Annotated in this window: 13 protein-coding genes; 8 read left to right on the forward strand and 5 right to left on the reverse strand. The window is 64.5% G+C overall.

The window, feature by feature from the left end:
* The first annotated feature begins 18 nt into the window (after positions 1-18).
* The 5 genes from P6U24_RS13880 to P6U24_RS13900 all read left to right on the forward strand — a co-directional run bounded on the left by P6U24_RS13880 (position 19) and on the right by P6U24_RS13900 (position 4,766).
* A complete protein-coding gene (locus P6U24_RS13880; RefSeq protein WP_407159654.1) occupies positions 19-1,263 on the forward strand; it encodes an ABC transporter substrate-binding protein in 1,245 nt (414 codons plus the stop codon).
* A 249-nt stretch (positions 1,264-1,512) separates the two neighbouring features.
* Positions 1,513-2,346 carry a branched-chain amino acid ABC transporter permease gene (locus P6U24_RS13885; protein ID WP_407160455.1) on the forward strand — a complete coding sequence of 278 codons (834 nt, stop codon included), beginning with the start codon at positions 1,513-1,515 and terminating at the stop codon, positions 2,344-2,346.
* Complete coding sequence (locus P6U24_RS13890) at positions 2,346-3,350, forward strand: branched-chain amino acid ABC transporter permease (protein WP_407159655.1); 1,005 nt, start codon at positions 2,346-2,348, stop codon at positions 3,348-3,350. The genes P6U24_RS13885 and P6U24_RS13890 overlap by 1 nt, the downstream gene beginning before the upstream one ends.
* Positions 3,347-4,078: an ABC transporter ATP-binding protein gene (locus tag P6U24_RS13895; protein WP_407159656.1), complete on the forward strand. Its 732-nt coding sequence runs from the start codon at positions 3,347-3,349 to the stop codon at positions 4,076-4,078. Before P6U24_RS13890 ends, P6U24_RS13895 begins: the two co-directional genes overlap by 4 nt.
* Positions 4,062-4,766 carry an ABC transporter ATP-binding protein gene (locus tag P6U24_RS13900; protein WP_407159657.1) on the forward strand — a complete coding sequence of 235 codons (705 nt, stop codon included), beginning with the start codon at positions 4,062-4,064 and terminating at the stop codon, positions 4,764-4,766. The genes P6U24_RS13895 and P6U24_RS13900 overlap by 17 nt, the downstream gene beginning before the upstream one ends.
* 406 nt (positions 4,767-5,172) lie before the next feature.
* Here P6U24_RS13900 and P6U24_RS13905 read toward each other — a convergent pair whose 3' ends face one another.
* The 5 genes from P6U24_RS13905 to P6U24_RS13925 all read right to left on the reverse strand — a co-directional run bounded on the left by P6U24_RS13905 (position 5,173) and on the right by P6U24_RS13925 (position 10,447).
* On the reverse strand, positions 5,173-6,075 hold the full coding sequence (locus tag P6U24_RS13905; protein WP_407159658.1) for an ABC transporter permease: 903 nt from the start codon (positions 6,073-6,075) through the stop codon (positions 5,173-5,175).
* A 3-nt stretch (positions 6,076-6,078) separates the two neighbouring features.
* Positions 6,079-7,014, reverse strand: a complete 936-nt coding sequence (locus tag P6U24_RS13910; protein ID WP_407159659.1) for an ABC transporter permease — start codon at positions 7,012-7,014, stop codon at positions 6,079-6,081.
* 120 nt (positions 7,015-7,134) lie between these two features.
* The gene (locus P6U24_RS13915) at positions 7,135-8,430 is read right to left on the reverse strand and encodes a PotD/PotF family extracellular solute-binding protein (protein WP_407160456.1); all 1,296 of its coding nucleotides are present in this window, start codon (positions 8,428-8,430) and stop codon (positions 7,135-7,137) included.
* A 13-nt stretch (positions 8,431-8,443) separates the two neighbouring features.
* Positions 8,444-9,478, reverse strand: coding sequence for an ABC transporter ATP-binding protein (locus tag P6U24_RS13920; RefSeq protein WP_407159660.1), 1,035 nt, complete (start codon positions 9,476-9,478; stop codon positions 8,444-8,446).
* A gap of 306 nt (positions 9,479-9,784) precedes the next feature.
* Positions 9,785-10,447 (reverse strand): aldolase, encoded by a 663-nt coding sequence (locus P6U24_RS13925; protein WP_407159661.1) that lies wholly within the window; start codon positions 10,445-10,447, stop codon positions 9,785-9,787.
* A gap of 318 nt (positions 10,448-10,765) precedes the next feature.
* On the opposite strand from P6U24_RS13925, the gene ltnD reads away from it, so the two are divergent.
* The 3 genes from ltnD to otnK are packed head-to-tail and all read left to right on the forward strand — an operon-like array spanning position 10,766 to position 13,755.
* Positions 10,766-11,680 (forward strand): L-threonate dehydrogenase, encoded by a 915-nt coding sequence (ltnD, locus tag P6U24_RS13930; protein ID WP_407159662.1) that lies wholly within the window; start codon positions 10,766-10,768, stop codon positions 11,678-11,680.
* Positions 11,681-11,698: 18 nt separating this feature from the next.
* A complete protein-coding gene (gene otnI / locus P6U24_RS13935) occupies positions 11,699-12,481 on the forward strand; it encodes a 2-oxo-tetronate isomerase (protein WP_407159663.1) in 783 nt (260 codons plus the stop codon).
* Entirely contained in the window at positions 12,478-13,755 is a 1,278-nt protein-coding gene (gene otnK, locus P6U24_RS13940) for a 3-oxo-tetronate kinase (protein ID WP_407159664.1), read from the forward strand. The genes otnI and otnK overlap by 4 nt, the downstream gene beginning before the upstream one ends.
* Positions 13,756-13,814 lie beyond the last annotated feature (59 nt).

A 13,814-nucleotide genomic window follows, 5' to 3' on the forward strand; every position in this document is an offset into this window, starting at 1 on the left:
TTGATAGAGGATCTTGCAATGAGCATCACGCGCCGAAATGTCTTGCTGGGAGCGACCGCTGCCGCCGCGCTCGGGCCGATCGCGGCCCGTGCGCAAACCTCCGAGGTGAAGATCGGGGTAATCTATCCGTTCTCGGGTGCGAGCGCACAGATCGGCGTCGATGCCCAGCGCGCCTTCGAGGTCGCGGCCGAGATCATCAACGGCAAGTATGATTTCGATCTGCCGCTCGCGCGCGAGGAGGGCCTGCCAGGACTCGGCGGGGCCAAGGTCAAGCTGATTTTCGCCGACCACCAGGCCGATCCGCAGAAGGGCCGTGCCGAGACCGAGCGCCTGATCACGCAGGAGAAGGTCTGTGCCGTGATCGGCTCCTATCAGAGTGCGGTGGCCGTCACTGCGAGCCAGACCTGCGAGCGCTACCAGGTTCCGTATCTCTCAGCAGACAATTCGTCCCCGAGCCTGAACCAGAAGGGGCTGAAGTTCTATTTCCGCGCCGCGCCGCACGACATCATGTTCTCGCAGGCGATGTTCGACTTCTTCGACGCGATGAAGAAGAAGGGCACCAAGATCGAGACCCTGGCGCTGTTCCACGAGGACACCATCTTTGGCACCGATTCCGCCAACGCGCAGCTCAAATTCGCCAAGGAGCGCGGCTACAAGGTGGTCGCCGACATCAAGTATCGCGCCAATTCGCCATCGCTGTCGGCCGAGGTGCAGCAGCTCAAGGCGGCCAATGCCGATGTGCTGATGCCCTCGAGCTACACCACCGACGGCATCCTCCTGGTCAAGACCATGGCCGAGCTCGGTTACAAGCCGAACGCCATCGTGGCGCAGGACGCAGGCTTCTCCGAGCAGGCGCTCTATGATGCCGTGGGCGACAAGCTCGAAGGCGTGATCTCGCGCGGCTCGTTCTCGCTCGACCTCGCCCAGAAACGGCCGATGGTCGAAAAGATCAACGCCATGTTCAAGGCGAAGTCGGGCAAGGACTTCAACGACTACTCGTCGCGCCAGTTCATGGGCCTGATCGTCATGGCCGACGCCATCAACCGCGCCAAGTCGACCGACGGCGAGAAGATCCGCGATGCCCTCGTTGCGACCGACATGCCGGGCGAGCAGACCATCATGCCCTGGAAGCGCGTGAAGTTCGACGAGACCGGACAGAACAACGATGCCGACCCGGTGCTGCTGCAATATGTCGGCAAGAAGTTCGTCACGATCTTCCCGGAGCAGGCCGCGGTCGCCCAGGCCAGCTGGCCGATGAAGTAGGCAGCCGGGCAGATTGTTGAAGCAACTTCCCACGTCGTCCCGGGCAAGCGAAGCGCGACCCGGGACCCATAAACACAGGCAGGAATTTTTTGCGATGATTGGCTGTTGTCCTGCTCGACCGACACATTCGTGGTTATGGGTCGCGGCGTTCTTGGCGCGCAATGCGCGCCTGACCGGGACGACATCGAGTGTGGAGCGACACCAGTGACAGCCGAGACCATCATCCAAAGTCTCGCCAGCGGCCTGTTGATGGGTCTGCTCTACGGCCTGATCGCCGCGGGGCTCGCGCTCATCTTCGGGCTGATGGACGTGGTGAATTTCGCCCACGGCGAGTTCCTGATGATCGCGATGTACGCGACCTTCTTCCTGTTCGCCTATTTCGCGCTGGACCCGCTGCTGTCAGCTCCGATCGTGGCCGCCGCGTTGTTCATATTTGGCGCCGTGGTCTACTTGTTCATCGTGCGCTTCGCTGTCAGGGCCAAGGCCAACACCGGCATGGTGCAGATCTTCTCCACCTTCGGACTTGCCGTGCTGATGCGGGGCCTCGCGCAATATTTCTTCACGCCTGATTATCGCAGCATCACCACCTCCTGGCTCGGCGGCAAGACCATCGCGGTCGGCGGCATCTATCTGCCGGAGCCGCAACTGGTCGGCGCGCTGATCGCGATCGCAGCTTTTGGCGGCCTCTATTTCTTCATCAATCGCACCGATTTCGGCCGGGCGCTGGAGGCGACGCGCGAGGATGCCGGTGCGGTGGCGCTTGTCGGCATCGACAAGAACCGGGTGTTCGCGCTCGGCTGGGGCCTCGGTGCCGCGCTGGTCGGGCTCGCCGGCGCCGTGATGGCGATCTTCTTCTATGTCTTCCCTGACGTCGGCGCGTCGTTTGCAACCATCGCCTATGTGACGGTGGCGCTGGGCGGCTTCGGCAGCGTGTTCGGCGCCTTCGCCGGCGGCATCATCGTCGGCCTGGTCGAAGCCGTCACCACGCTGGTGCTGCCGGCTTCGTTGAAGACGGTCGGCATCTACGGGGTGTATCTGCTTATCGTCTTCATCCGGCCGCGCGGCCTGTTCGGGTCGATCTGATGGACAAGGCTTTCGCATCTCGTCGCCGCCGCGATCTGATCGTCGCGGCCTGCATCACTGTGGTCGCAGCGCTGGTGCCGCTGTTCGTCAAGGATGTCTACGTCCAGAACATCATGGTGCTCACCCTGATGTATGCCGCTCTGTCGCAGAGCTGGAACATCCTGTCCGGCTATTGCGGCCAGATCTCGCTTGGCCACGCGCTGTATTTCGGGCTTGGCGCCTACACCACCGCGCTGCTCTATACCAAGTTCGGCGTGCTGCCCTGGTTCGGCATGCTCGCCGGCGGATTGATATCGGCCGCCATCGCCATGGCGCTCGGCTATCCCTGCTTCCGGCTCGGCGGGCACTATTTCGTCATTGCGACCATCGTGATCGCCGAGATCGCGCTGGTGCTGTTCCAGAACTGGGATTGGGCGGGCGCCGCGCTCGGCATCGACATTCCGGTGCGCCGCGACAGCTGGCTCACCTTCCAGTTCACGCGCAGCAAACTGCCTTACTTCTATTTCGCGCTGGTGCTCGCCGGCATCGCCTGGTTCGTGACCTGGTGGCTGGAAGATTCGAAATGGGGCTATTGGTGGCGCGCGGTGAAGGACAATCCGATCGCCGCCGAGAGCCTTGGCGTGGTCGTGTTTAATTCCAAGATGGGCGCCGCCGCCGTGTCGGCGTTCCTGGTCGCGATCGGCGGCGCCTTCTACGCGCAGTTCGTCTCCTACATCGATCCCGAAAGCGTGATGGGTTTCCAGTTCTCGCTGCTGATGGCTTTGCCCGCGGTGCTAGGTGGCATCGGTACGCTGTGGGGGCCGATGCTCGGCGCCGTGATCCTGATCCCGCTGACCGAGCTGACGCGCTCCTATATCGGCGGCTCGGGCCGGGGTGTCGACTTGATCGTCTATGGCGGCCTGATCATTGCGATCTCGCTGGCGCGGCCGCAGGGCCTGGTCAGCCTGTTCGCGCGCAAGCCGAAGCCAGCCGCCGGTGTGGTCAAGGAGGCGGTGGCATCATGACCAACCTGCTGGAGACCCGTAACATCACGCAGCGCTTCGCTGGGCTGACCGCCAATTCGAACGTGTCGATCGCGGTCGGGCGCGGCGAGATCGTCGGCCTGATCGGTCCCAACGGCGCCGGCAAGTCGACGCTGTTCAACCTGATCGCCGGAGCGTTCCGGCCAACCGAAGGCACCCTCATCTTCGACGGCGAGGACGTCACCGATCTGCCGGCCGCCGAGCGCTGCCAGCGCGGCATCGGCCGTACCTTCCAGGTCGTCAAAAGCTTCGAGAGCATGACTGTCATCGAAAACGTCATCGTCGGCGCGCTGGTGCGCACCACCGTGATGCGCGAGGCCCGCCGCAAGGCGCATCAGGTGCTGGCGTTCTGCGGCCTCGACGCGCGCGCCGATGTGCGGGCCAGCGATCTCGTGCCGTCGGAGAAGCGCCGTCTCGAAGTGGCGCGCGCACTCGCGACCGAGCCGAAGCTGCTGCTGCTCGACGAGGTGCTCACCGGTCTCACGCCGGTCGAATCGCAAAAGGGCGTCGAGCTGGTGCGGCGCGTGCGCGACACCGGCATCACGGTGCTGATGGTCGAGCACGTCATGGAGATCGTGATGCCGCTGGTCGATCGCGCCATCGTGCTCGATCTCGGCAAGGTGCTGCTCGAAGGCAAGCCCAACGAGGTCGTGCGCGATCCGAAAGTCATCACTGCCTATCTTGGGGATCGCCATGCTGTCGGTGCGTGACGTCACGACAGCCTATCAGGGGCTGGTCGCGATCTCGAACGTCTCGATCGAGGTCGAGAAGGGCGAGATCGTCTGCGTCGCCGGTGCCAACGGCGCTGGCAAGTCGACGCTTCTGAAATCGATCGCCGGTGCCGAGCGGCCGCGCGCCGGCAGCGTCTCTTTCGACGGCAACCGCATCGACGGGCTGGCGCAGCATCTGATCACCGCGCGCGGCATCGCCTATGTGCCGGAGAACCGCCGGCTGTTTCCGCGCCTTTCGGTGCGCGACAATTTGCGGCTCGGCAGCTATCTCTATCGCAGCGAGGCCAACCGCGAAGGGCCGATGGACTTCGTGTTCGGCCTGTTCCCGCGGCTCTCCGAGCGGCTGGAGCAGCGCGCCGAGACGCTGTCCGGCGGCGAGCAGCAGATGCTGGCGATCGGCCGCGCGCTGATGACGCGGCCGCGGCTCTTGATGCTGGACGAACCGTCGCAGGGCATCATGCCAAAGCTGGTCGACGAGATCTTCCAGGCAGTAAAACGCATTCGCGATGCCGGCATGACGGTCCTGATCGTCGAGCAGCGCATGGCCGAGTGCCTGGAGATCGCCGACCGCGCCTACATCCTGCAGACCGGGCGCGTGTTGATGAACGGCAAGGCCGCGGAGATCGCGGTCAATCCGGACGTGCGCAAGGCGTATCTGGGACTGTGAGTTGACGTGACTCTCGTAGGGTGGGCAAAGCGCCGTCGTCAGGTAGCGCGTGCCCGGACGATGGGCACGGCGCGCGGGACAGCTGCGCCCATCGCGACGATCTCGGCGCGCCCTTGCCCACCTACAGACTGAGCGAGGTCGTCAGCGCGCTGTGCGATACAGCGCCCTCTCCCCTTGTGGGAGAGGGCATCTCCGGCCCATCCAAGCACGCGGTTGGGTGAGGGGTATCTCTACGCGCGCGACGCTCGTCGAGGCAAACCCCTCACCCGACCGGGCTTGCCGCGCTTCCCTACATGCCCTCTCCCACAAGGGGAGAGGGCACATTCACGGGCACGGCGCTCATGTTCCCATCTTCAAGCGCCGCGATGATGAGTCGAAGGGTTGCTACGTTTCCGTCGTTGAGTGGCTACACCATTCCCTGACCCGCATCCGAGCCCTGGCGGCGCTGGCGGGCCTGCAGCACGAGGATGACGGCGAGCGCGGAGAAGATCACGACGAACGACACGGCCGATGTCAGCGTGCCCAGCGCGTAGATGTCGGGCTTGGTGACGGTCGTCGTCAGGCCCTGCAGTTCCAGCGGCAGCGTGTTGACCGAGCCGATCGCCTGGCTTGAGCGGGCGAGTTCGTCCCATGACAGCGTGAAGCCGAACAGGCCGATGCCGACCACCGATGGTGCGATGATCGGCAGCACGACATGGCGGAAGGTCTGCCATGGCGTCGCGCCGAGGTCGCGCGCGGCTTCCTCCAGCCGGCCGTCAAAGCGGTTGAAGATCGCGAACATGATCAGCAGGCCGAACGGCAAGGTCCAGGTCAGATGTGCACCTAAGCCTGAGGTGAACAGGCCCATGCCGGTGGTCCACCCGTCGGCGAGCCCGCCCAGCCCAAAATCCGCGGCATGCTTGTTCATGAAATCGTCGAGCAGGCGGAATTCCAGCGCAATGCCGAGCGAAGTGATGATCGAAGGCATGATCAGACTGGCGATCGCGGTGTAGAACAGGAACGAGGCGCCGCGAAACGGCCGGCGGAACGCCATGCCGGCCGCGACCGACAGCAGCACCGTCAGCACCATGACGACGAGGCCGAGCATCAGCGAGCGCTTGAATGCGGCGCCGATGTCGACAATGCCGGCGCCGGAGAAGACCTTGCCGAACCAGGTCAGCGACACGCCGTTCATCGGGAACGTCAGTCCGCCATCCGGTCCCTGGAACGACAGGATGTAGATCGCGAACATCGGCCCGTACAGGAACAGCACGTAGGCGGTGAAGAACGCCGCCAGGATATAGAACGAGCGCGGCCGCTTGTCGCCCATCTCTCACAGCTCCTTGCGCACGTCGACGATCCGCGTCAGCGCGGAGATGATCAGGATGGTGACGCCGAGCAGGATCACGGCGTTGGCCGCGGCGGCGGGGAATTGCAGCGCCGAGAGACGCGACTCGATGACCTTGCCGGCGGAGGCGATCTGCTGGCCGCCCATCACGCCGATGGTGACGAAGTCGCCCATCACGATGGTGATGACGAAGATCGAGCCGATCACGATGCCGGGCTTGGAGAGGGGAATGACCACGTTGGTCAGCGTCTGCCAGCCGCTGGCGCCGGCGTCATAGGCCGCCTCGATCAGCCGCTTGTCGATGCGGATCATCGAGTTGAAGATCGGCACCACCATGAAGAACGTGAAGAGGTGGACCAGCGCGAGCACCACGGAGAATTCGGAGAACAGCAGCCACTCGATCGGCTGGTCGACGACGCCGACGCCGATCAGGCCCTGGTTGACGAGACCGTTGCGGCCGAGCAGCGGGATCCAGGCGATCATGCGGATCACGTTCGACGTCCAGAACGGGATCGTGCAGAGCAGGGACAATACGATCTGCCAGGTCTTGGAGCGGACGTGAAAGGCGAGGAAATAGGCGACCCAGAAGCCGATCAGCAGCGTCAGGCCCCAGGTCAGCAGGCACAGCTTGAGCGTCTTCAAGTATGTTTTCAGGATGGTGCAGAGGTCCGGCAGCGCGGCGATGCAGCCTTCGAACGTGTCGGTGTAGCCGCGCCAGGAGAACGCCGGGATCATCTCATATTCATTGTAGTCCCAGGCGCTGACGACGATGACGAGCACCAGCGGCAGCAGGAAGAACAGCGCGAAGACCAGCATCATCGGCCCGGCCTGCAGCCAGGCGACGGAGCGTGCGGCCGTCTTGCGCAGCTTGCGCTCCGTCGGTGCAACACCATCATGCGGAGTGTCGATCGTCACGGTCACCGAGAAACCTGTCGTCTGGCGGGCGGAAGTGACCTGTAGCCCGGGTGAGCGCAGCGACACCCGGGACACCGGTCCCGCATGGCGCTGCGCTTATGCGGGCTACGATTTCGTCGAGAGATATCAGGCCGCAATGAACTCGTTCCACTTGCGGACCATGTAGTCGTTTTCGTCCATGACCGCATTCCAGCAGGCGACCGCGCCCATGCGGTCCTCGTAGGAGCCGCCGTCGCGCACCGCGCCGGCCTTCTCCAGCAGCGTGCCGTCAGGTGCCTTGATGTCGCTCGCGGCCGGCTTGCCTTCCATCCAGTAGCCCCACTCGTCGGCGGTCATGTTGGCCTTGGCGGTGGAGAGCACGGCGGAATAATAGCCTTGGCGGTTGAGATAGGCGCCGGCCCACCCCGACAGATACCAGTTGACGAACTCGTAGGCCCAGTCGAGTTTCGGTCCGCCCGCGACGGCCTTGGAGACGCAGAAGCCCGAGGCCCAGGAGCGATAGCCTTCCTTGAGCGGCTGGAAGATGCAGGGGATGCCCATCGAGCGCACCTTCGTCACGGCGGGTGACCACATCGACTGGATCACTGTCTCGCCCGAGGCCATCAGGTTGACCGACTCGTTGAAGTCCTTCCAGAACGCGCGGAACTGGCCAGCCTTCTTGGCCTCGGTCAGCACCTTCATGGTCAGGTCGATCTCGGCCTTGGTCATGTTGCCCTTGTCGGCATATTTGTACTGGCCGGTGGCCTCGACCACCATCGCCGCGTCCATGATGCCGATGGAGGGGATGTTGAGGATCGAAGCCTTGCCCTTGAACTCGGGATTGAGCAGCTCGGCCCAGGAACTGATCGGGCGCTTGATCAGGTCGGGACGGATGCCGAGCGTGTCGGCATTGTACACCGTCGGGATCAGCGTGATGTATTCGGTCGGCGTCGCCGAGAAGGTCTTGGAGTTCGGCCCGTCGAGATAGAGCACCTTCCAAGGCGCGGTGCCCTGGCCTCCGATCTTCTTGCCATTCGGCAGCTCGCCCTTGGTGAAGACGGGCGTGATGTTGTCGAATTCCTTGATCTTCTTGGCATCGAGCGGAAAGATGTTGCCCGACGGCACCAGCTTCTTGAGCGAGAAATATTCGGTGTCGAGCACGTCGAACGAGTTCGGCTGGGTGATGACGCGCTTGGTGACGTCGTCGGTGGTCGCCGTGATGTACTCGATCTTGATGCCGGTGTCGGCGAGGCACTTCTTGGAGATCTCATCGCCCTCGTTCACCGCGGTGCCGAGATAGCGCAGCACCTTCGCATCGGCGGCGTGGACGTAAGGCGCGGATAGCAGCGTGCCCGAGCCGGCGGCGAGGCTGGCAGCACCGGCGGCACCCTTGAGCAGGCTGCGGCGGCTGATGGTCGTCTTCGATCGATCGGTCATCGTCATCTCCATAGGTATCTCACGCCACCAGTTCGGGCGACGGGACGGTTGCAGCAGGTCGAGGCGATAGCGGGCTTGCGAAGGCCGGATTCCAGGTCACGCGCACGCGCTCGCCGATCTCGTAGTTCGCGCGGTCGAGATCGGCCTCGCCGATCTGCACCGAGATCTCACCGCCGCCATCCGGCGTGACCGCGATCAGCACATAGGTGCCCTGATATTCGATCTTGCTGATAACGCCTGCGACCGACGGGCCATCGACCGCATCGGTCTGCTTTTTCACCGCCATGCGGTCGACCCGCACCGCGACGCTCTCGCCGCCGAGATTGATCACGTTATGGCCGCCGATGAATTTGGCCGCGAATTCGGTGCGCGGATGGTTGAAGATCTCGCGCGGCGTGCCCTGCTGCTCGATGCGCCCCCCATTCATCAGCACCACGAGGTCGGACAGCGCCATCGCTTCGTCCTGGCCGTGGGTGACGTGGATGAAGGTCAGCCCGAGCTCGCGTTGCAGCCGCTTCAGCTCGGCGCGCATGCGCAGGCGCAGGAACGGATCGAGCGCCGACAATGGCTCATCCAGCAGCAGGATCTGCGGCGAGGTGATCAGCGCGCGCGCGAGCGCGACGCGCTGCTGCTGGCCGCCGGAGAGCTGCGCAGGAAGGCGCGCCTCATAGGCCCGCATGTCGACCAGCTCGAGCAGCTTGCGCGCCTCCGCATGACGCGTCGCCTTGGGCGTGCCCTTCATCTTCAGCGCAAAGGCGACGTTGTCGATGACGGAGAGATGCGGAAACAGCGCGTAGGACTGGAACATCATCGCCGTGCCGCGCTGTGCCGGCGCGAGATCGGTCACGTTCCTGGCCCCGACGATGATGTCGCCCGATGTCACCGATTCATGGCCGGCGATCATGCGCAAGGTCGAGGTCTTGCCGCAGCCGGAGGGGCCGAGCAGGCAGCAATAGGAGCCGGCGGGAATCCGCAGATTGATCGCATCGACCGCGGTGACGTGGCCGTATTGCTTGGTCACCTGGACCAGTTCCAACCCTGCGCCTGCCGCCATCCGTCAACCCGCCCCACTGCACCACCCGGATCGCGACAGCTTAGCGCGACATTCGGCCCGGCGCTAAGATGGTCCGCGCCCGGCAAGACTCATCCGCGGAACATCTGCAACGGATATGCCAAGGTGCGGCATTGGCCGGCGGCTCGCCGCGAGATCGCGCGCGCCCCGCTGCTTTTGCTTGGAGTCGGCCATCTCTGCTGCACTGCAAGCGCCTTTGCACAGTCAAATTGACGCGCAGATCAGCTTCGAATGGATATGGACTGCCCTGATTTTGGGCATCCTGCCAAAGCCGAGGCAGAACGGCGCTCAGGGATGATCATGCGCATCGGGCAGCGTCAGCCCGAACGTCTTGGTGAGATCCGCCACTTGCGCAGGCGACAAATAGCGCGGGTTCATGCCGCGCAGCAGCAGGTAGAGCTTCGCGGTCTCCTCCAGCTCCTCCATCGCGAAGACCGCGGCTTCCAGCGTATCGCCGGCGACAACCGGACCGTGATTGGCGAGCAGGACGGAGGCATATTTACCGGCGAGCCCCTTGATCGCGTCCGCAACGTCAGGATCGCCCGGGCGATAATAGGGCAGCAGCGCGGTCTGGCCGCAGCGCATCAGATAATAGGGCGTCATCGGCGGCAGCGCCGCCCGCGGATCGATCTCCGGCAGCATCGATAGCGCCACCGAATGGGTCGAATGCAGATGCACCACGGCGCGGGCCGCACCGCGGGTCTGGTACAGCGCGTTGTGCAGCGGCACCTCCTTGGTCGGCGCATCGCCGGAAACCAGTCTGCCGCCGGCATCGAGCCGCGAGAGCTTGTCGGGATCGAGGAAGCCAAGCGAGGCATTGGTCGGCGTCACCAGCCAGCCGCCGTCGTCGAGCCGCACGCTGATATTGCCCGAGGAGCCCGGCGTCAGTCCCCGCTCGAACAGCGAGCGGCCGAACCGGCAGATCGCCTCGCGTAGTCTCGTTTCTGCCATGGCGTGGAACCCTCCCTGTTGTCTAGACGATTAACGGACTTTTGTTTCTTGCTCTTGAAGCCATCCGACGGCGACGGAGGCGCCAAAGGCGTCGTCCATAGATCGCAGCGATGGTCAACACGCTTCCGGCGATCATTGAGGGCAACCCAATCAGCACCCACAAGAAGATGAGAAATGTAGACGGCATGGGTTCATCCGAGTGGCCGTCGGATTCGCGCGATGTTCTCTCATGCTTTCGCGGCGTGGCCAACCCATGCTACCGAGGGAGGGAGCCGGGCTAACCGGACGAGATCAGGAAACGACTTAAGGATCTGCCGTATGTCATCGCCATCTCAAACGAAAGTCGCCGTGATCGGGCTCGGCTCGATGGGATTCGGCATGGCCACTTCGCTGCGGCGCGCCGGCTTCGCGGTGACCGGCTGCGATGTCTCGGAGGAGTCGGTCGCGCGCTTCGTCAAGGAGGGCGGCAAGGGCGCCAGGAGCCCGGCCGAAGCCGCCAAGGATGCCGACATCGTGGTCAGCGTTGTCGTCAATGCCGCGCAGACTGAGTCCATCCTGTTCGGCGCTGGCGGCGTCGCCGAGACGCTTCCCAGGGATGCGGTGTTCATCTCGTCCGCCACCATGGACCCGGACGTCGCGCGGCGGCTGGCGAAGCAGCTCGAATCCACCGGGCGGCATTATCTCGATGCGCCGATCTCGGGCGGCGCGCAGCGCGCGGCACAGGGCGAGCTGACCATTCTCGCCTCCGGCAGCGCCGCGGCATTCGCCAAGGCACGGCCGGCGCTGGATGCGATGGCGGCCAAGCTCTACGAGCTCGGTGATGCGGCGGGGCAGGGGGCCGCGTTCAAGATGATCAACCAGCTGCTCGCCGGCGTGCACATCGCCGCCGCCAGCGAGGCCATCACCTTTGCCGCCAAGCAGGGGCTCGACATCAGGAAGGTCTATGAGGTGATCACGGCCTCCGCCGGCAATTCCTGGATGTTCGAGAACCGCATGCCGCATGTGCTCGACGGCGATTACAGCCCGCGCAGCGCGGTCGAGATCTTCGTCAAGGACCTCGGCATCATCCAGGACATGGCGCGCACGGCGCGCTTCCCGGTGCCGGTCTCGGCCGCAGCGCTGCAGATGTTTTTGATGACCTCGGCCGCCGGCATGGGCCGCGACGACGATGCCTCGGTGGCGCGGATGTACGCGCAGGTGACCGGCACCAGGCTGCCGGGCGAGACCAAGTAAGAGGACGAGTTTCACGCCATGCCCCGCTTCGCCGCCAATCTCACCATGATGTTCACCGAGCATCCATTCCTTGACCGCTTTGCGGCCGCGGCCAAGGCCGGCTTCACCGCGGTGGAATTCCTGTTTCCCTATGACCATCCGGCCGAGGAGGTTGGCAAACGGCTACGTGACGCCGGCCTGACACAGGCGCTGTTCAACCTGCCGCCGGGCGACTGGGCTGCCGGCGAGAAGGGCTTTGCCGCGCTGCCCGCGCGGTTCGATGACCTCAAGAGGAGCTTTGAGACTGCACTTCCTTATGCACAGGCGACCGGCGTCAAGCGCGTGCACCTGATGGCGGGGATCGCCGAGCGCAGCGATGCGAAGGCCGTCGAGGCGTTCTATAAATCGGTCGCCTGCGCGGTGGAGTTCTTCGGCCCGCACGGTCTCGACGTGGTGATCGAGCCGATCAATCCGCGCAACGTGCCGGGCTACTTCCTCAACGATTTCGGCTTCGCGGCTGAGCTGATCCGCGAGTTGAAGATCCCGAATCTGAAGCTGCAGTTCGACATCTACCATTGCCAGATCATCCATGGCGACGTCACCATGCGCCTGCGCGAGATGATCGACCTCACGGGCCATATCCAGATCGCCAGCGTTCCCTCGCGCAACGAGCCCGATCGCGAGGAGCTGAACTATCCCTTCCTGTTCGCCGAGCTCGACCGGCTCGGCTATACCGGCTTCGTCGGCTGCGAGTACAATCCGCGCGGCCGCACCGAAGACGGCCTCGGCTGGTTTGATCAGTACAAGGGAGTAAAGCCGTGACCCTCAAGCTCGGCTGCATCGCCGACGACTATACCGGCGCTTCCGACCTCGCCAACACGCTGACCCGCGTGGGGCTTCGCACCGTGCAGACCATCGGCGTGCCATCGGACGATCTGAAGCTGCCCGAGGTCGATGCCGTCGTGGTCTCGCTGAAGAGCCGCTCGATCGAAGCTTCACAAGCGGTTGCGCGCTCGCGCGAGGCAGATCGCTGGCTGCGCGGCCGCGGCGCCAGGCATGTGCTGTTCAAGATCTGCTCGACCTTCGATTCCACCGATGCCGGCAATATCGGTCCGGTGATGGATGCACTGCGCGCGGATTCCGGCGATGCGATTGTGCTGGTGACGCCGGCCTTTCCGGAGACCGGCCGCACCGTCTATCAGGGCAATCTGTTCGTGGGTGCCGTGCCGCTCAACGAAAGCCCGCTCAAGGACCATCCGCTCAATCCGATGCATGATGCCAATCTGGTGCGGGTGCTGGCGCGGCAGAGCAGGACGAAGATCGGCCTCGTCGATCTCGCCACCGTCACGCAAGGACCGGACGCGGTGCGGGCGCGGCTGGCGCAACTGGTCTCGCAGGACGTCGGCGCGGCGATCATCGATGCCGTGTTCGATGCCGATCTCACCACCATCGGTGCGGCGGCGCTCGATCATCGCGTCTCGGTCGGCGCCTCCGGCATCGGGCTCGGGCTGGCGCGCGCGCTGGTCGCCTCTGGGCGGGTGACGTCGGAGGCTGCGGATGCCGCCGCAATGGCGCGGGTCGGTGGCCCCGCCGCCTGCCTCGCGGGAAGCTGCTCGCAGGCCACGCTCGGCCAGATCGCCAACGCCGAGAAGATCATGCCGGTGCTGCATCTCGATCCGGAGCGCGTGGTGCAGGGACCTGACGAGGCACGCCTCGCGCTCGGCTGGGCGACGGATCGCCTGGCTGACGGTCCGGTGCTGATCGCCTCCAGCGCCACGCCGGACGAGGTTCAGGCGCTGCAGGCCCGTCACGGCCGCGAGGTCGCGGGCCATGCCATCGAGCAGGCCATGGCCGACATTGCCGAAGGGCTGGTGCAAGGCGGCGTCAAGCGGCTCGTGGTCGCCGGCGGCGAGACCTCGGGCGCGGTCGTCGATCGCCTAAAGATTCCGGGCTTCCTGGTCGGCGCTGAGATCGCGGCCGGCGTGCCGGTGCTGCGCACCGTGGGCATGCAGGCGGGCGACATGCTGCTTGCACTGAAATCGGGCAATTTCGGTGGGCCGCAGTTCTTTGCCGACGCGCTTCGGCTCATGCGCTGAGCGTTATTGCAGATGCGAAGTCTGCTTAATTCGATTTAAATTGTTTTGGTCTTCCGTAG

Origin of the sequence: Bradyrhizobium sp. STM 3557 (assembly GCF_045571465.1) — a bacterium.
GTDB lineage: Bacteria > Pseudomonadota > Alphaproteobacteria > Rhizobiales > Xanthobacteraceae > Bradyrhizobium.

Bases quoted from the DNA above. Each gene is read 5' to 3' on its own strand.
- P6U24_RS13880 (WP_407159654.1), top strand. From the start codon at position 19: ATGAGCATCACGCGCCGAAATGTCTTGCTGGGAGCGACCGCTGCCGCC.
- P6U24_RS13885 (WP_407160455.1), top strand. From the start codon at position 1,513: ATGGGTCTGCTCTACGGCCTGATCGCCGCGGGGCTCGCGCTCATCTTC.
- P6U24_RS13890 (WP_407159655.1), top strand. From the start codon at position 2,346: ATGGACAAGGCTTTCGCATCTCGTCGCCGCCGCGATCTGATCGTCGCG.
- P6U24_RS13895 (WP_407159656.1), top strand. From the start codon at position 3,347: ATGACCAACCTGCTGGAGACCCGTAACATCACGCAGCGCTTCGCTGGG.
- P6U24_RS13900 (WP_407159657.1), top strand. From the start codon at position 4,062: ATGCTGTCGGTGCGTGACGTCACGACAGCCTATCAGGGGCTGGTCGCG.
- P6U24_RS13905 (WP_407159658.1), bottom strand. From the start codon at position 6,075: ATGGGCGACAAGCGGCCGCGCTCGTTCTATATCCTGGCGGCGTTCTTC.
- P6U24_RS13915 (WP_407160456.1), bottom strand. From the start codon at position 8,430: ATGACGATGACCGATCGATCGAAGACGACCATCAGCCGCCGCAGCCTG.
- P6U24_RS13920 (WP_407159660.1), bottom strand. From the start codon at position 9,478: ATGGCGGCAGGCGCAGGGTTGGAACTGGTCCAGGTGACCAAGCAATAC.
- P6U24_RS13925 (WP_407159661.1), bottom strand. From the start codon at position 10,447: ATGGCAGAAACGAGACTACGCGAGGCGATCTGCCGGTTCGGCCGCTCG.
- ltnD (WP_407159662.1), top strand. From the start codon at position 10,766: ATGTCATCGCCATCTCAAACGAAAGTCGCCGTGATCGGGCTCGGCTCG.
- otnI (WP_407159663.1), top strand. From the start codon at position 11,699: ATGCCCCGCTTCGCCGCCAATCTCACCATGATGTTCACCGAGCATCCA.